The organism is Alteromonas sp. 14N.309.X.WAT.G.H12, assembly GCF_036697315.1.
Lineage (GTDB): Bacteria > Pseudomonadota > Gammaproteobacteria > Enterobacterales > Alteromonadaceae > Alteromonas.
This window is the reverse complement of the sequence record NZ_JBAHZB010000005.1, coordinates 13,010-30,281: the sequence shown is the minus strand read 5'-3', so window position 1 is coordinate 30,281 and position 17,272 is coordinate 13,010. Positions and strand designations below refer to the sequence as shown.

Annotated in this window: 14 protein-coding genes and 1 pseudogene; 9 read left to right on the top strand and 6 right to left on the bottom strand. The window is 47.1% G+C overall.

Annotated features, from left to right (window positions below; translation table 11 throughout):
- The first annotated feature begins 17 nt into the window (after positions 1-17).
- Positions 18-2,003, top strand: a complete 1,986-nt coding sequence (gene aceF / locus V5298_RS03860; RefSeq protein ID WP_332930154.1) for a dihydrolipoyllysine-residue acetyltransferase — start codon at positions 18-20, stop codon at positions 2,001-2,003.
- Positions 2,004-2,153: 150 nt separating this feature from the next.
- Positions 2,154-3,572: a dihydrolipoyl dehydrogenase gene (lpdA, locus tag V5298_RS03855; protein WP_332930153.1), complete on the top strand. Its 1,419-nt coding sequence runs from the start codon at positions 2,154-2,156 to the stop codon at positions 3,570-3,572.
- Positions 3,573-3,650: 78 nt separating this feature from the next.
- Here the strand turns inward: lpdA and V5298_RS03850 are convergent, their stop codons facing one another.
- Positions 3,651-4,715, bottom strand: a complete 1,065-nt coding sequence (locus V5298_RS03850; protein WP_332930152.1) for a LysR family transcriptional regulator — start codon at positions 4,713-4,715, stop codon at positions 3,651-3,653.
- A 130-nt stretch (positions 4,716-4,845) separates the two neighbouring features.
- On the opposite strand from V5298_RS03850, the gene V5298_RS03845 reads away from it, so the two are divergent.
- From V5298_RS03845 to V5298_RS03815, 7 genes are all read left to right on the top strand, one after another.
- Positions 4,846-6,084, top strand: a complete 1,239-nt coding sequence (locus V5298_RS03845) for an efflux RND transporter periplasmic adaptor subunit (RefSeq protein WP_332930151.1) — start codon at positions 4,846-4,848, stop codon at positions 6,082-6,084.
- Complete coding sequence (locus V5298_RS03840; RefSeq protein ID WP_332930150.1) at positions 6,084-9,209, top strand: multidrug efflux RND transporter permease subunit; 3,126 nt, start codon at positions 6,084-6,086, stop codon at positions 9,207-9,209. Before V5298_RS03845 ends, V5298_RS03840 begins: the two co-directional genes overlap by 1 nt.
- A gap of 239 nt (positions 9,210-9,448) precedes the next feature.
- On the top strand, positions 9,449-9,610 hold the full coding sequence (locus V5298_RS03835; protein ID WP_332930149.1) for a hypothetical protein: 162 nt from the start codon (positions 9,449-9,451) through the stop codon (positions 9,608-9,610).
- 47 nt (positions 9,611-9,657) lie between these two features.
- The gene (locus V5298_RS03830; protein ID WP_332930148.1) at positions 9,658-9,945 is read left to right on the top strand and encodes a DUF1289 domain-containing protein; all 288 of its coding nucleotides are present in this window, start codon (positions 9,658-9,660) and stop codon (positions 9,943-9,945) included.
- Positions 9,946-9,997: 52 nt separating this feature from the next.
- Entirely contained in the window at positions 9,998-10,822 is an 825-nt protein-coding gene (locus V5298_RS03825) for an HDOD domain-containing protein (RefSeq protein ID WP_332930147.1), read from the top strand.
- Positions 10,823-10,983: 161 nt separating this feature from the next.
- A complete protein-coding gene (locus V5298_RS03820; RefSeq protein ID WP_332930146.1) occupies positions 10,984-11,718 on the top strand; it encodes a DUF481 domain-containing protein in 735 nt (244 codons plus the stop codon).
- Between the two features lie 183 nt (positions 11,719-11,901).
- Positions 11,902-12,648, top strand: a complete 747-nt coding sequence (locus V5298_RS03815) for a DUF481 domain-containing protein (RefSeq protein ID WP_332930145.1) — start codon at positions 11,902-11,904, stop codon at positions 12,646-12,648.
- A 73-nt stretch (positions 12,649-12,721) separates the two neighbouring features.
- On the opposite strand, the gene serA is transcribed toward V5298_RS03815, so the two are convergent.
- From serA to V5298_RS03790, 5 genes and pseudogenes are all read right to left on the bottom strand, one after another.
- Positions 12,722-13,951: a phosphoglycerate dehydrogenase gene (gene serA / locus V5298_RS03810; protein ID WP_332930144.1), complete on the bottom strand. Its 1,230-nt coding sequence runs from the start codon at positions 13,949-13,951 to the stop codon at positions 12,722-12,724.
- Between the two features lie 162 nt (positions 13,952-14,113).
- Positions 14,114-14,770, bottom strand: coding sequence for a ribose-5-phosphate isomerase RpiA (gene rpiA, locus V5298_RS03805; protein ID WP_332930143.1), 657 nt, complete (start codon positions 14,768-14,770; stop codon positions 14,114-14,116).
- A gap of 60 nt (positions 14,771-14,830) precedes the next feature.
- Positions 14,831-15,442, bottom strand: coding sequence for a 5-formyltetrahydrofolate cyclo-ligase (locus V5298_RS03800; RefSeq protein WP_332930142.1), 612 nt, complete (start codon positions 15,440-15,442; stop codon positions 14,831-14,833).
- On the bottom strand, positions 15,435-17,033 hold the full coding sequence (locus V5298_RS03795) for a response regulator (RefSeq protein WP_332930141.1): 1,599 nt from the start codon (positions 17,031-17,033) through the stop codon (positions 15,435-15,437). Before V5298_RS03795 ends, V5298_RS03800 begins: the two co-directional genes overlap by 8 nt.
- A 55-nt stretch (positions 17,034-17,088) precedes the next feature.
- Positions 17,089-17,272 (bottom strand): annotated as a pseudogene (locus V5298_RS03790) (nucleoside hydrolase); the annotation flags it as partial.

The window sequence follows — 17,272 nt, the reverse complement described above, 5'->3', positions numbered from 1 at the left end:
AAGGGAGACTAACGAAAATGGCAGATATTAAAGACGTACTCGTACCCGACCTGGGCGAAGACCAGGTTGAAGTCATTGAACTGTGTGTTGCCGTTGGCGACGAGGTGGAAGCAGAAGACTCCATCGTTACAGTTGAAAGTGATAAAGCTAGCATGGATATTCCAGCACCGTTTGCGGGCAAAATCTCTGAGCTGAACGTGAAAGTAGGGGATAAAATTTCCGAAGGTGATTTGCTGGCGAAATTAGAAGCTGCGGGCGGCGAAGCGGCCCCGGCTGAAGAAAGCGCAGAGCAAAGCTCACCAGCCGAAGCCAAAGAAGAAGCACCTAAGGAAGAAGCGCCTAAAGAAAGCGCGGCGCCGGCTTCTTCAGGTGGTAGCGCCACCATCGAGGTTACAGTACCGGATATTGGTGATGCAGCGGATGTGGACGTGATTGAAGTGCTGGTGGCTGAAGGCGATAGCGTAGAAGCCGAAGATGGCCTAATTACGTTAGAAACCGATAAAGCCACCATGGACGTCCCTTCACCACAGGCCGGTAAAGTGGTGAGCCTGAAGGTAAAAGAAGGTGATAAAGTCTCTGAAGGATCACTGGTATTAACGCTGGAAGTAGCCGGTGCACAAAACAGTGATGCTGCACCCGCTTCTGCGCCTACCGAAGACGCCACGCCAGCAGCCAGTGCTGAAGAGACAACGTCTGATGACGGGGTGGAAGAAGAAATTGAAGTAACCGTTCCGGATATTGGCGATGCCTCTGATGTGGACGTTATTGAAGTTTTAGTGGCAGAAGGTGACACCGTAGAAGCCGAAGATGGGCTTATTACGCTGGAAACTGACAAGGCCACCATGGATGTGCCTGCACCTAAAGCCGGTACCGTTACCAAGTTACTGATTAAACAGGGTGATAAAGCCTCACAAGGCACGCCGGTTATTATGCTAAAAGTGAAAGGGGCGGCAAAACCTGCGGCACCGAAACAAGAAAGCAAACCGGCAGCACCGGCACCGGCGGCGTCTGCCCCTGCGCAGAAAAAACCGCCAGTACCTCATCATCCGTCTGCGGGCGCTAAAGTTAAAACAGGCAAAGCCCATGCGTCACCGTCTGTGCGCCGTTTGGCCCGTGAATTTGGCGTCGACCTAACTCAGGTAGATGCCTCAGGCCCCAAAGGTCGTATTCTTAAAGAAGATGTTCAGGCTTTTGTGAAACACGAGCTGGCCCGTCCTAAAGCCACAGCCGGCGCGATTGCTCAAGGTAGCGGTGGTGGTTTACAAGTGATTCCGCCGCCAAAAGTGGATTTCTCTAAGTTCGGTGAAATTGAAGAGAAGCCCCTTACGCGTATTCAGAAAATTTCTGGACCGAATCTGCATCGTAACTGGGTGACGATCCCTCATGTGACTCAGTTTGAAGAAGCGGATATCACTGATTTAGAAGCATTCCGTAAAGATCAGAACAAAATTGCTGAGAAACGCAAACTGGGTGTTAAGATAACGCCGTTGGTATTTATGATGAAGGCGGTAGCCGATGCAATGAAAGCGTATCCGGTATTTAATACTTCGCTTTCTGCTGACGGTGAGTCTTTAATTCAGAAAAAATACTACCATATAGGTATTGCTGTCGACACGCCGGGAGGTTTGGTCGTGCCGGTAGTGCGTGATGTTGATAAAAAAGGCATCATGGATATCTCCCGTGAACTGATGGAAATCAGCGCAAAAGCACGGGACGGCAAATTGAAATCTGCGGACATGCAGGGAAGTTGCTTTACTATTTCCAGCTTAGGCGGCATCGGCGGTACAGCGTTTACACCTATTGTAAATGCACCAGACGTTGCTATCTTGGGTGTGTCTAAGAGCGACATTAAGCCGAAGTGGAACGGCAAAGAGTTTGAGCCACGCCTAATGGTGCCGCTCTCACTGTCTTACGACCATCGTGTTATTGACGGCGCGGTGGCAGCAAGGTTTGCTGTACACTTAAAAGCAGTTCTGGAAGACATGCGCCAGATGTTGCTTTAGTTTAGAGAAGATAAAGGGAGTGGTATGCTCCCTTTATACGTTTTTTAGAAGGATTTATTCCTTTCTGACTTTACAGGGCTTTCACGCCCTAGTTAAAATTCAAGCGTGTTACGCACTTATTGAAATTTGGACAGATTTTTTGAGGTCACGATGAGCGAAATTAAAACGCAATTAGTGGTACTGGGTGGCGGCCCTGGCGGTTACTCCGCAGCTTTCCGCGCAGCCGATTTAGGCATTGAAACAGTAATTATAGATTCACGGGATACATTAGGCGGTGTTTGTCTTAACGTTGGATGTATTCCATCGAAGGCACTATTGCACGTTGCCAAAGTGATCAAAGAAGCAAAACATCTGTCTGCGCATGGCGTAACATTTGGTGAGCCAAAACTGGATCTGGATAAAATTCGCGAGTACAAAGACGGCGTGGTTAGCCAGCTGACGAAAGGCTTGGCGGGTATGTCTAAAATGCGCAAAGTGAAACACGTACAAGGTTACGGTAAGTTCACCGGCGCGAATTCCATTGAAGTAGAAGGTAAAGACGGTAAAACCACTATCTCCTTCGAAAAAGCCATTATCGCAGCGGGTTCAGAGCCAGTATCTTTACCTTTCATCCCTGAAGATGATCGCGTGATCGACTCTACCGGTGCACTGGAAATGAAAGATATTCCAGAAAAATTACTGGTTCTAGGCGGTGGTATCATCGGCCTGGAAATGGGTACGGTTTACGAAGCCTTAGGGTCAAAAATTGATGTGGTTGAATTCCTTGACCAGTTAATTCCTGCGGCTGACAAAGACATCATGAAAGTCTTTATGAAAGATTATAAAGACAAATTCAACATTATGCTGGAAACCAAAGTCACCGCGGTTGAAGCCAAAGATGATGGTTTATATGTGACCTTTGAAGGTAAAAAGGCCCCATCTGAAGCCGTTCGTTATGACAAAGTCTTGGTTGCAGTAGGACGTCGTCCTAACGGTAAAGTGATTGGCGCAGAAACTGCGGGTGTTAATGTTGATGAGCGTGGTTTCATCAATGTGGACAAACAGCTTAAAACAAACGTTGATCACATCTATGCCATTGGTGATGTGGTAGGTCAGCCTATGCTTGCACACAAAGCGGTACATGAAGGCCATGTCGCTGCCGAAGTGATTGCCGGTAAGAAGCATTTCTTCGATCCTCGTTGTATTCCATCGGTTGCTTACACTGAGCCAGAAGTGGCTTGGGTAGGTCTGACTGAGAAAGAAGCCAAAGAGCAGGGTATCAGCTACGAAACAGCGGTATTCCCATGGGCAGCGTCTGGACGTGCTATTGCCTCTGATGCCACTAACGGTATGACCAAGATGATCTTTGAAAAAGACACAGCTCGGGTTATCGGTGGCGCTATGGTGGGTACGAATGCCGGTGAAATGCTAGGCGAAATCGGCTTGGCCATTGAGATGGGTGCCGATGCGGAAGATGTGGCATTGACCATTCATGCTCACCCCACACTGAACGAGTCTATCGGCTTGGCGTCTGAAATTTTCGAAGGCAGCATTACTGATTTGCCTAATCCGAAAGCGAAGAAAAAATAAGCGTTAATACGCCATAAAAAAACGAGGCTTTTTGCCTCGTTTTTTGTTTTTAGCTGCCAAATATTCTCTTTTTTAGCCCTAGGCCTTATTTACTGCATTGGTTTGTGAGATTTTTTTCGGTGTCACGGTTAACGAAGCATTGGATTTGTCACACTGAAACTGCCTTTGACGTTCTTTCATGGTTTTCACGGTTTCCGGGCAGTACCCTTTTCTGCAGCATTGAGATAAGCGGGCGTCATGCTGAGCAACCCGTTGCTGAATAATGTGCACCACATGATGTCGTAACCATTGTAAACCTTGATCCACATCCTGGCGTTTATGCCATAAAAGGGACATGGGAGTGGCCATGATTTCCACCGGGGTTTCAAAAACAGCTAATCGTCCGGCAAAAATATGGTCTTCGACAACCAATGAAGGGGCGACACAAATCAAATCACTTTGCAGAAGTAACGGCGCCACATTGTAAAAATCGTTAACGGTCATGGCAATGCGCCGGCTCAAGCCAAGGTTAGTGAGGGCTTGATCGGTGGGGCCGGTAACATCACCGGTAATGGACACCAGTAAATGTTGGGCGCGAACAAAATCATCCAAGGTTAATTTATCCTTCGCCAAAGGATGATCAGGGCGCATCACAACCACGTACTTAGGATCTAATAAATGCTGACTACGAATAACCCCGCTGGGTAATACGTATTTGGATATGGCTAATTCTGCCTCAGCATCTTTTAAAATTTGGTCGCAATCGCTGTTGGGGTTGGGTATGGCATAAATATTAATCCCTGGCGCTTGTTGCTCGATAATTTGTCGTAACGGCCCCCAAACCATATTCACCAAGGTATCTGTGGCCGCTATCCTAAAGGTGCGTTTTGACGTGGCCGGTTCAAAGGAAACAGGATCAACCGCACTTTCCAATTGGCTTAGTGGTGTTTGTATTTGACTCCACAAGTTTCTGGCAAAAGCGGTGGGTTGAATACCCCGACCATCTTTAATAAAGAGCTCGTCGCCCCAGGCACCACGCATTCGGGATAACGCATTCGACACCGCAGGCTGGGTCATTGCCAGGCGTTCGGCGGCTCGGGTGATGGCCCCTTCGGTCATAATGGCGTCAAATATCATAAGTAAATTGAGATCTTGGGTACGCACGCTGAGTCCTCTGTGGTTGGGCTGTCAATATATTACATAAAATGATGTGTTGTATATAAATATATAATTATTTTTATTGTTTCGCCGTGGGCATAATGCGCAGCATTCACACTCAACGAGAATGCCTGCAATGAAAAATAAACTTAAAATAGCATTGTTTATTACCGCTGCAATTTATTTAACTGCCTGCGGTAGCAATGAAATTAACCCAGAACATCAGGCTGGGGCAACGGCCACACCGGCTTCAATTCCAGTGGACGTTGCACCGGTTATTCATACCAATATCGCTCAATGGGATGCTTTTACCGGTCGCTTAGAGGCGGTGGAAACAGTGGCACTGCGCCCACGGGTTTCGGGCTATATCGATTTTGTGGCCTTCGAAGAAGGGCAATGGGTAGAGCAGGGACAAACCTTGTTTCTTATCGATAACCGGGCGTTTAAAGCCGAAGTGGATCGGTTATCGGCTCAGTTAGATGAAGCGAAAAGCCGTTTAAGGCTTGCTAAATTGGATGCGGATCGCGCGGGGATGTTACGACGCACCAATGCCATATCCAAAGAGGTGGCCGACACACGAAGCGCCGGTGTTGAACAGGCGAAAGCTAATGTTGCGGCAACTCAGGCCGCGCTGGATTTAGCCCAGTTGAACCGTGGTTTTGCACGGGTAGAAGCCCCCATCTCAGGGCGTATTTCCCGGGCCAATATTACTGCGGGAAACTATGTAACCGCAGGGCAAAGTTTATTAACGTCCATCGTGTCAACAAAACGCTTGTACGCATACTTTGATATCGATGAAAGCACTTATCTTACCTATACCCAAAATGCCAATTACGAGCAATTAAGTCAGTTACCGGTGGCCATGCAACTGGCCAACGGCGAGGGTTACGATTATTGGGGACAATTAGATTTTATCGATAATCAGGTAAATCCCGATACGGGCACCATCAAGGTACGGGCGGTATTTGATAATCAGTCCGGTGCCTTGGTTCCGGGGTTATTCGCTCATATTCGTCTGGCCAGTGGGGAGTCAAAAGATCGCATTTTAATTGAAGAAACTGCGGTGGGCACTGACTTAAACAACAAGTATGTTTTGGTGCTGGATGACAACAATACACTTGTCTACCGCACGGTGTCCTTAGGCGACAAAGTGGGATCATTGCGTTTTATCGACAAGGGGTTAGCGCCAAGCGATACCATTGTGGTGAATGGATTACAGCGGGTACGTCCAGGTGTGACCGTTGCACCCAATAAGGTGTCTATGCAGGAAAGTGACGCTTTTAAACAGTTACAGGTATGGCAGCGCTATGTGTCCGACAAAGGGAGGATGACGGCGGCGTTACCTCCGTTAACTTCCGTTAAAGGACAGCGTTAATGAATTTCTCCCGCTTCTTTATACACCGGCCCGTTTTTGCCGGTGTCCTTTCGTTACTGATTTTTATTGGTGGTGCCATCGCGGTATGGAAGCTGCCCATTACCGAATACCCCCAAGTGGTTCCTCCTACCGTGGTGGTGACCGCGAACTATCCCGGCGCTAACCCAAAAGTCATTGCCGAAACCGTGGCCACGCCTCTTGAGCAAGAAATTAATGGCGTGGAAAACATGCTGTATATGTCGAGTCAGGCAAACTCAGACGGTCGCATGACGTTGACCATTACATTTGCGATAGGCACGGATCCTGATAACGCCACCACCTTGGTACAAAACCGGGTAAATCGGGCGTTATCTCGTTTACCTCAAGAAGTTCAACGTTTAGGGGTTGTGACAGAAAAGTCCTCGCCTAATTTAACTATGGTGGTGCACCTGACCTCGCCAGACAGTCGCTATGACATGCTGTATTTGTCTAACTATGCCGAGCAAAACATTAAAGATGAGCTAAACCGCATTGATGGTGTGGGCGAGGTTCGCCTGTTTGGCGCTGGGGAATACAGCATGCGGGTATGGTTAAACCCGAATAAAATTGCGGCATTACAGCTTAACGCCGCTGATGTTATCAGCGCCATTGAAGCGCAAAACCAGCAAGCTGCGGCGGGAAGTTTAGGGGCGCAACCGGCAGGTGGCAGCGAGTTTCAGCTACTAATTAATGTGCATGGCCGTTTGCTGGATGAAAAAGAGTTTGGCGATATTATTATTAAGGTGGGCACCAGTGGCGAGGTTATTCGCCTAAAAGATGTGGCCCGAGTGGAATTAGGAGCAGATTATTACACCCTGCGTTCCCTTTTAAATAACAAACCGGCGGCGGCGCTGCCCATTTTTCAGGCGCCGGGTTCCAATGCCATTCAAATTAGTAACGATGTCCGCGCTGCCATGAGCGAATTATCCCAATCCTTCCCCGAAGGACTGGACTACGATATCGTTTATGATCCTACGGTTTTTGTGCGTGGCTCGATAGAAGCGGTGGTCAATACCTTGTTTGAAGCCGTGTTGCTGGTGGTGTTGGTGGTTGTGCTGTTTTTACAAACCTGGCGCGCATCCATTATTCCCCTTGTGGCCGTGCCGGTTTCCCTTGTGGGTACGTTTGCCTTTATGCATCTTTTGGGGTTTTCATTAAATGCCCTTTCTTTGTTTGGTTTGGTGCTGGCCATTGGTATTGTGGTGGATGATGCCATTGTGGTGGTGGAAAATGTGGAGCGCAATATTGCCGATGGCCATAGTCCCGTTGAAGCTACCACCATTGCCATGAAAGAGGTGACCGGCCCTATTATTGCTACTACGCTGGTGCTGGCCGCGGTGTTTATTCCTACGGCGTTTATGTCTGGCCTTACCGGACAGTTTTACCGTCAGTTTGCCCTTACCATTACCATTTCCACGGTGATTTCAGCGCTTAACTCCCTTACTCTCAGTCCTGCGCTGTCAGCCTTGTTGCTAAAATCCCACCATGCGCCGAAAGACTGGTTAACAAGGGGCATGGACAAGGTATTAGGCCGTTGGCTTTTTGCCCCATTTAACCGCTTTTTCGAGCGTGGTGCCCAGGCTTACACAAAAGGCGTGGGAAGTTTGATCCGCAAATCGGGTATTGTGGTGGTGCTGTATGCCGGAATGTTGCTGTTAACGTGGCAACAGTTTAGTGCTACGCCCACCGGGTATGTGCCTGCACAGGATAAAATGTATTTGGTGGCGTTTGCACAGTTGCCTGATGCCTCGTCACTGGATCGTACCGAAGCGGTGGTCAAAGAGATGTCGGCTATGGCGTTAACACAACCAGGGGTTGCGGATGTGGTGGCGTTTCCTGGGCTGAATATTAACGGTTTTACCAACAGTCCCAGCTCGGGGGTGGTATTTTTTCCCTTGAAGTCATTCGCGGATCGAGAAAGTGCTGGGCTTTCTGCCCAGGCAATAGCCGGCCAGTTAAACCAGAAGTTTGCGGCCATTAAAGAAGCCTATGTGGCGGTCTTTCCGCCGCCGCCAGTATTGGGGTTAGGCACCATTGGCGGCTTTCGTTTGCAGATCCAAGATCGGCGTAATTTAGGCTATGAAGCGCTTAACAGTGTTACCCAGCAAGTTGTACAAAAAGCCTGGCAAGATCCCGTATTAACCGGCGTCTTTAGCAGCTATCGGGTGAATGTGCCTCAGCTTGACGTGGATGTAGACAGGACAAAAGCCATCAGTATGGGTGTAAATATCGATACCTTGTTCGATACCTTACAAACTTATTTAGGCTCTGTGTATGTGAACGATTTTAATCTGTTTGGCAGAACTTATCAGGTGAATGTGCAGGCCGATGCGCCATTTCGTCAAAATGCCGAACAAATCAAGCAGTTCAAAATACGTAATCAACAGGGTGAAATGATCCCGTTGGGCGCGTTTTTAGAGATTAACCATACTGCCGGCCCTGACAGAGTGATGCATTACAATGGTTATGTGACAGCGGAAATTAACGGTGCGCCCATGCCCGGTTATAGTTCCGATGAAGCTAAGGCCGCCATCGAGAACATTTTGGATGACACCTTGCCTCTGGGGATGAGTTACGAATGGACTGAGTTAACGTATCAGCAAATTTTGGCCGGTGATGCGTCGCTATATGTTTTCCCTCTCGTGGTGCTCCTGGTATTTTTGGTGTTGGCGGCCCAGTATGAAAGCTTGTCTTTACCACTGGCGATAATCCTGATTGTGCCTATGACCCTATTGAGTGCCTTGGTGGGAGTGGGGATCTACGGTGGCGACAACAACATATTTACCCAAATCGGGCTGATTGTACTGTTTGGTCTGGCGACGAAAAACGCCATATTGATTGTGGAGTTTGCCAAAGAACTGCAAGAGCAGGGGCGCACGGCACTGGAGGCGGTGACAGAAGCCTGTCGGTTGCGTCTGCGTCCTATCTTGATGACCTCAGTGGCGTTCATTATGGGCGTGTTGCCTATGGTGCTCTCCACCGGCGCGGGCGCTGAAATGCGTCAGGCCATGGGCGTGGCGGTGTTTTCAGGCATGTTGGGGGTGACCTTCTTTGGCTTGGTATTAACGCCGGTCTTCTATTATTTAGTACGCCGAAAACGGGCATAACCTTTGACGTCTTAAATAAGAACTACGAGTTAAAAACCGCCTTCGGGCGGTTTTTTTGTTCACGTTGCCACAATTTGCCATGATTGCGCCTTCCGGTTGACGTTTTTAACGGTTATTTTGATTCGCCTATGTAAATTTTTAGCGGTACAAGGGGCAGGTTTGCTACCCTTACATAAACCTTGTGACGCCCGTAAATACTGGTTAAGACAGTCTTTAGAGATGTTTAAACGGGCGCTGGCATGACAGATATTGCCGCTGTTTTTATCGGTGCGGCGGGTAATGTATTCGTCCACATAGTGGTAGATTCAGCGCCGCCAATACAATGGGATTGGCAATGGCTGCACAGTTGGTTTGTGAGTAAAATTTATACACGTTACAATCCATGGCAACGAGAAATTTAAGGCATGGTAGTGATAACAGTAGCAAACTCACCTTCTTCGGGTCATTTATGGCGGTAAAAACAAATCATCCTGATCAGATGGAGTTTTTTGATGTACCTAGCCCCTGTATTGGCGTTTGTCAGTCGGGGCCTAAAGGGTATTGTTTAGGATGCTTTCGCAGTCGTGATGAAAGACTGTACTGGTTAAAAATAGACGATGCGGCCAAACGAACCATTATTCGTGCATGTCAGCGTCGTAAACAGGTGGCCCTGCGTCGACAGGCAACGGAGTCTGACGAAACAGCAGGGTTAGCGCCGCAACAGCACTCTTTATTTCCTGATCAGGACGACACCTGATTGGATGGAACAGGCTATACGCTAATAGCAGAAAATAGAAGGGCCAAGATTAATGCTACTGGATAACTACGTTTCCTATGCTAGTGAGTCTTTTACGCTTCCCCAAATATGCATTAAAATACGTAAAATTTTGGATGACACCCATTCTGATGTGGATGACATCAGCCGACTTATATCATTGGATCCCTCTTTGACCGCGAAGATTTTGCGGCTTGCCAACAGTGCCTTGTTTCGTTTTCCATCGCAAATTGATTCTGTGGCGAAAGCCATTAGTGTGGTAGGTGGCGAGGCCTTGTATAACCTAGTGATGGCAGAAACGGCCAATACCGCGTTTAACCATTTTAAAAGTGAGTATGTTGATCTTAAGCAGCATTGGTACTCATCTGTTTACAACGGCGTGTTGGCACAATATTTAGCCAAATCCATTCATCAACGCGGGAGCGAGCGATTTTTTGTATTGGGTATTTTGCATAATTTAAGCGAGTTGGTTGTCGCCAAATATGATCCGGAAAAATACATGGCCTATATCCAGTTGAAATCCGATGACTTACCCTGGCAAAAACAACAAGCGCACTATGGGTTTACCTTTGCCCATTGCTCCGGCGTGATCATGGAAGAATGGCAGCTGCCGATGAAGTTATATTATCCGGTGAAATGGCTACATCATGCGTCAAAACAAGAGGAAGATGGGGATATTGGTTTGTTGGCGTGCTCGATGCGCGTTACAATTCGTGAAAATAAGCCGTCGGAGTACGGCAATATCGCGCCATTTACGCCAGAAATAGCCGATAAACTTAATACTAATAATGATTTATTAAAAAATACCATCGCTTACGCGAATACAGAAACTGAGAAAGTAGCGACGTCGGTGTTATAAAAGTTCCGTACTTTTTGCACTGACGACGTTATACCGTGCGCAAATAACAACAAGTAGTTAATAAAAAAATATCCATGTTTAAACCATTTTCAACTCGATGGCGTCTATTGACATGTTTGCTTCTGCCAATGTGTAGCCCGTTGTGGGCGTCAGATAGCAGCATGATCAATACCTTATACAACTCAGATATAGACTTTGGTAGTGAAGAAGGCCCTCCCCACTTTACGCTGACGGGTGAAATAGGTATTCTTGCCGCCACTGGAAATACAGACGCAACTTCATTCAAAGGTGCGTTACGTTCCGAGCATGAAACTAAGCACTGGAATAACAATTATTCGGCTGAGTTGCTCTATACAGAATCTTTAACCGAAGACGACGATGGTGAAACCACAGCGGAAGTCACCGCACAGCGTTTTTTCGGTTACGTACAATTTGATTACAAGCTTAAGACTCCCGGTCGACGCACCTTTATGTATGCCGATTACGAGAATGATAGGTTTAATGGCTATGATTATCGTGCATCGTTTGCCGGAGGGTGGTCCCGCCGTATGTGGAAAGATGAAGAAAGTTCTTTTCGCTATAGCGTGGGACCGGGTTATGCCTTTGTGGCACCGGAAGACGGTACAGAAACTAACGTAAATAACGGCTTTATTGTGCGTGCCTCTGGTGAATACCAGTATGAATGGAATACTGGAGCGCTTTTGCGTCAATTTATGAGTGCAGAAGTGGGGCAGGACAATATTAAAACCCGTTCTGAAACGGCACTTTCCGCAAGCTTGTTTGATTCGTTGGCTATGAAGCTGGGGATCACTTTGTCGTATGACACACAACCCTTGGAGGATTCCGAGGGGTTAAATACGGAAACAACGGTATCTATTGTATACCGCTTTTTCTAAAAAATAATGATAAGTCGACGACGCTGATAGACAGCGCGCATCAGTCCTGCCAAGTGACTGGCATAGGATTTCAGATGGGGAACATTGAAAAAAAGGACTATTCACGCTTAGCCAGACGCACACAACCTCAGTGTTGTGATTAGAACGTCTGGTTGTATGGATTCAAAACATTTAGGAAAACAAATGAAAAAGCAACTGCTAGCTATCACTGCGTTAAGTACCCTCGGTACTACAGCCGCATTCGCACAAGATGACGTAAAACCTTTTACTCTTGAAGGTGGTTTAGGTCTTATCTTCACCACAGGTAACACTGATACGACTTCTATCAATGCGTCATTAGTAGGCCATCAAGAGCTGGATAGATGGAGTAATGACTACAACCTGGAAGGGTTGTATAAAAAAGAATCAGTTGAAGATGACGACGGAGAAGACGTTGATCAAACATCAGCGCAGAAATTCTTCGCATCGGCACAGGGCAACTATAAATTAGATAACCCTGATTACCGTTTGTTCGGCTTTGCTTCCTATGAAGATGACCGTTTTAGCAGCTATAACTATCAGTCTACACTGGCTGCGGGTTGGAACCAAAAATTGTGGGAAAATGATTCCACAACACTGGAATACTCAATCGGTCCGGGTTATTCATGGGCAGAAACTGACGAAGACGTAGAACAAAACAGCTTCATCGTTCGTGCTTCTGGCGAATTTAACTGGATGATTTCAGATACTGCGAAGTTCTCACAAACAATGAGTACGGAAGTGGGTAGCGACAATACAAAATCACGTGCTGAATCTGCATTAACAGCAACCATTGCCGGTAACCTTTCCATGAAGGTATCTGTACGTCTTGATCACAACACTCACGTAAGTGAAGACATAGATAAACTCGATACGTCTACCGCAGTGACCCTAGTTTATAACTTCTACTAAGAAGCTATCCATTTTGCACAAAAAAGCCCGTTAAATAACGGGCTTTTTTTATGCTTTGGCTAACAGTAACTTGCTACATTAATAGGCGGGTTTTGATTGTGCCTTCAATGTGCTGCAACTCAGCTAAACCTTCGTCTGCTTTGTTGGCTTCTACATCAACCACCACATAACCAATCTCAGCACTGGTTTGCAGGTATTGGGCTTCAATGTTGATCCCCTTATCGGCAAAGGTCTGGTTAATCTGGTTCAATATACCAGGACGGTTTTGATGGATGTGCAGTAACCGCGAGCGACCTGGGTGATCAGGCAGAGATACTTCTGGGAAGTTAACCGCAGACAAGGTGGAACCGTTGTCACTGTATTTAGCAAGCTTTCCAGCAACCTCAATGCCGATGTTTTCCTGTGCTTCCTGGGTGCTACCACCGACGTGAGGCGTGAGGATAACATTGTCAAATTCACGAAGGGGAGAGAGAAACTCTTCGGTGTTTGATTTTGGCTCTACCGGGAATACATCAATGGCTGCACCGGCTAAATGTTCGCTGGCCATGGCTTCTGCTAAGGCTTCGAGATCGACCACTGTACCCCGTGATGCATTGATAAAAATGCTGCCTTTTTTCATTTTGGACAGTTCTTCTTTGCCGATCATGTCTTTTGTTGAAGCGGTTTCTGGAACATGCAGCGATACCACGTCAGAGGTGGCTAGCAAGGTATCAAGGGACTTTACTTGTACAGAGTTACCCAGTACCAGTTTATCTTCAATATCATAAAATTGAACCCGCATACCCAGGTGTTCTGCCAGTATGCTCAATTGTGTACCGATATGACCGTATCCGATGATACCCAAGGTTTTACCCCGTGCTTCAAAAGAGCCAACCGCACTTTTTTGCCATTCCCCGCGATGGGCCTTGGCATTTTTGGTAGGGATACCACGTAACAACAGAATTAACTGACCTAGCACCAGTTCAGCAACGGAACGGGTGTTAGAGAAAGGGGCATTAAATACGGGAATACCGCGTACTTGTGTGGCTTTCAAATCGACTTGGTTAGTGCCGATACAGAAGCAACCCACAGCAACCAATTTTTGTGCTGCTGCAATAACACTTTCGGTAAGCTGCGTACGAGAACGGATACCGATAAAGTGAACGTCTTTTATTTTTTCTTTAAGATCAGCATCGGACAACGAGGTTTTTAAATACTCTACGTTGGTGTAGCCGTTGTTCTTCAGGGTTTCTACTGCGCTTTGGTGTACGCCTTCAAGCAGCAGTATACGGATCTTATCCTTGGGTAGTGATACTTTACTCATTGCCTTGCATCTCAAATTGTAGGTTTATAAAAAGACATCTGGACGTCTATATGGGAAAATAGCAAAAATTAAAGAAGGATAAAAGTGCTATTTTTCCAACTGGCGCAGGATGTTGAATTTGTCAGACCAATGACAGGAAGAAGTCTCTTCCTTGTCATCGACTTAGTTATAAGTTTTTACGCCATCGTTAGATGCTACCAACACAATGTCCGCGCCGCGATTGGCGAATATACCATTGGTGACAACCCCGGCTATGCCGTTGATGGTGGTTTCAAGCTTTCGTGGATCCATAATGCTTAGGTTGTGAACATCCAGGATCACATTGCCGTTGTCGGTGATTACCCCTTCCCGGTAGACCGGATCGCCGCCCAGTTTTACTAATTCTCTGGCCACATAGGAGCGGGCCATGGGGATCACTTCAACGGGTAATGGAAACTGACCGAGTATGGGCACTTGTTTGCTGTCATCAACAATACACACAAAGGTTTTAGCGACCGCCGCAACGATTTTTTCACGGGTTAATGCCGCACCGCCGCCTTTGATCATATGTTTGTGTTCGGTGATTTCATCAGCGCCATCAACGTAAATTGACAGGTCATCGACGTTATTTAAGGAAAATACTTCAATACCGTGGGCTTCAAGGCGCTTAGTTGAGGCATCTGAGCTGGAAACCGCCCCTTCAATGGTATGCTTTATTTCGGCTAGAGCATCGATAAAGTAATTCACCGTAGAGCCTGTGCCAACGCCCACAATGCTGTCTGCCTCAACGTATTTAATAGCCGCTTCGGCCACGGCTTTCTTTTTTGCGTTTTGTTCCATTATTCGTCCTCCAAAGGTTTTGTGAATTTTAACCGAAATGAAGAACGAATAGTGATCAATTTAGCAACAATCTCGCGATGTGGGATAAATTATCCGCGAAGGGGTGACAATGACGTCACAAGGTACGTCCCAGGAAGCCACCGGCAGGTTGTCCACGCATTGGCAATCATGAGCGGTACCGATTAACCAAGGGCGTGGTGAACAGTGATGACTAGAGGCGAGGGCACGATCATAAAATCCGCCTCCCATGCCTAACCGATTCCCCGCTTCATCAAAACCCACCAGCGGCATCAGAATGATGTCGTGTTGTTTAAGGGGCACCACACTGGGGCAGGCAAGGATAGGCTCATCAATGCCAAAGCGGTTTTTAACCCGCTTTGTTGTGGCCGTAAACTGTAAAAATAACAGGTTTTTGCGGTTAAAAGGATGAATAACCGGCACGGTGGTTCGGCGTTGTTGGTGCCAGGCATGGTGCATTACCTGGGTTAAATCGATTTCGCCATCGTTAGCAAGATACCCAGCGATACAGCTGGCCTCTTGCCATTGGGGGAGCTTTGTGATGTTTTTTACCAGGGCGTCAGAGGCGGATTGTTGTTCATGTAAGGACAGGCTGGTACGGCGCTTTCGTAGTTGTTGTCGTAGCTGTGCACGAATGGTTTGCTGGTTAGTCAATCTTGCCCCCATAAATTAGATACAAATTAAGCACGCGAGCTAAAGATGCCTGTTCAATGGGCTTCGTTAGCACAGCATCCATACCGGCTTCTCTCATCGTTTCTCGGTCTGTGATGAGATTGGCCGTAACGGCGATAACCGGTATTGAAGGGGCAGTTTCCCTGATTTTTTGTGTGGTTTCCAGTCCGCATATGCCCGGCAGGTTGATATCCATAAAAATAAGATCATATTGGCGGGACTGGATCATGGATAAGGCGGTTTCGCCGTCGCTGGCAAAATCCGCAATGAGTTCGTGCTGCCCAAGTAAGGACTTCATCACTTCCTGATTAATTTCATTATCTTCCACCACTAAAATAGCCGGGTTGTCGGTAAAGCGGGACGTTGTGGGAGCATGCTTTAACATGGGCTCATCGGTGGTGGCCGGAAGAGAGCACATATACAAGGCGCCCTGTTTGCCTCCGCTTTTAACCTTTATGCGGCCGTTTAAGCTATCCACCAAAATACGCAGCTTGGTAAGATAAGAAACCTCCTCTGGGGTGTCTTCAAGGTTCACATACACTTTGTTTAAGGCTTTTAACGTAAAACCACAGTGGCTGTCTTTTACCAATAGGATGAGATCACCTAATCGGTAGTAAAGCATAATATCAATATGCATATTGGGCGCAGCATGGCGAAAGGCATGATCGAGGATCGTGAGCATAATTTTACAAAAGCCGGCATTGTTGAAGGTTAATGTGTCGGGAATGGTGCTTTCAACATGGCTACTGATTTGAATGCCGTGTCCCCGGGCATGATTTTCCAAGGTATGAAAAATATGGTGGAAAAATGCCTTTGAACCTACGGTATTAACGGATTTTGGGGCGGTGTCGATGTCCTCGTTATCGATGCCTAAAAGGTTGTCTACTGCGGCCAGCAATTTTTCACCACTTGCGTTAATGTGATTGAGGGCATCTTGAAATAGCGCCGGTAACTGCTGGGATTTAGCTTCTTCTTCAAGGAGTTTGCCAAAGCTACATATGGCGTTTAACGGGGTCTTAAATTCGTGACTTAACGTAGAAAGGTAAGCCGTTTTTATTTTATTCACCTGGGTTAATTCGGCATTCCGTTTGAGTAATTCCAAGTGGGTGATGATATTGCGACCTAAGGTATCCAATGCTGCTTTTTGTAAGTTGTTGAGGACCTTTGGCTTCGAATCGACGATACAAAGAGTGCCTAAGGCATAACCATTGGGTGTGATTAGGGGCGTACCAGCATAAAACCGAATGTTTGGGGCGCCCACAACCAGTGGGTTGTCGTGAAAACGCTCATCCTTGAGCGTATCGTAGACTTCCAGCATGGATTGATCGAGTATGGCATGGCCGCAAAAAGAGATATTTCGGTGGGTTTGTTCTACGTCTATGCCCACCTTCGATTTAAACCATTGCCGGTCGGGATCCACAAGACTGATTAGCGCAATGGGCGTTTCACAAATTTGTGAAGCCAGTAAGGTGATGTCATCGAGGACCTTGTCGCTGTCAGTATCAAGAATACGGTAACTTAACAGTTCCGCTAGACGCGCTTCTTCGTCGGGCGGAAGGGGCGGTTCAATCATAATTCACCGATAAAAAAAGCGCCTCTTGGCGCTTTTTTGTTATTAGCTAGAGGTACTAATAAGCGTAGGTGTCAATAAACAATTGTTCCAGTTTCTCGTGATCTACGTCTACCGCAACATCCACTTTATGGGCATCTGTCCATAGTGGACTGGCCGTGCTACCTTCAGGCGCAATAACCGTTTGTCCACGATCGAGCTCTGATGTGCCAATACGCGCATGTCCGCGCTTGATCATAAAC

Bases quoted from the DNA above. Each gene is read 5' to 3' on its own strand.
- serA (WP_332930144.1), bottom strand. From the start codon at position 13,951: ATGAGTAAAGTATCACTACCCAAGGATAAGATCCGTATACTGCTGCTT.
- V5298_RS03845 (WP_332930151.1), top strand. From the start codon at position 4,846: ATGAAAAATAAACTTAAAATAGCATTGTTTATTACCGCTGCAATTTAT.
- V5298_RS03820 (WP_332930146.1), top strand. From the start codon at position 10,984: ATGATCAATACCTTATACAACTCAGATATAGACTTTGGTAGTGAAGAA.
- V5298_RS03815 (WP_332930145.1), top strand. From the start codon at position 11,902: ATGAAAAAGCAACTGCTAGCTATCACTGCGTTAAGTACCCTCGGTACT.
- lpdA (WP_332930153.1), top strand. From the start codon at position 2,154: ATGAGCGAAATTAAAACGCAATTAGTGGTACTGGGTGGCGGCCCTGGC.
- V5298_RS03830 (WP_332930148.1), top strand. From the start codon at position 9,658: ATGGCGGTAAAAACAAATCATCCTGATCAGATGGAGTTTTTTGATGTA.
- rpiA (WP_332930143.1), bottom strand. From the start codon at position 14,770: ATGGAACAAAACGCAAAAAAGAAAGCCGTGGCCGAAGCGGCTATTAAA.
- V5298_RS03825 (WP_332930147.1), top strand. From the start codon at position 9,998: ATGCTACTGGATAACTACGTTTCCTATGCTAGTGAGTCTTTTACGCTT.
- aceF (WP_332930154.1), top strand. From the start codon at position 18: ATGGCAGATATTAAAGACGTACTCGTACCCGACCTGGGCGAAGACCAG.
- V5298_RS03835 (WP_332930149.1), top strand. From the start codon at position 9,449: ATGACAGATATTGCCGCTGTTTTTATCGGTGCGGCGGGTAATGTATTC.
- V5298_RS03795 (WP_332930141.1), bottom strand. From the start codon at position 17,033: ATGATTGAACCGCCCCTTCCGCCCGACGAAGAAGCGCGTCTAGCGGAA.
- V5298_RS03840 (WP_332930150.1), top strand. From the start codon at position 6,084: ATGAATTTCTCCCGCTTCTTTATACACCGGCCCGTTTTTGCCGGTGTC.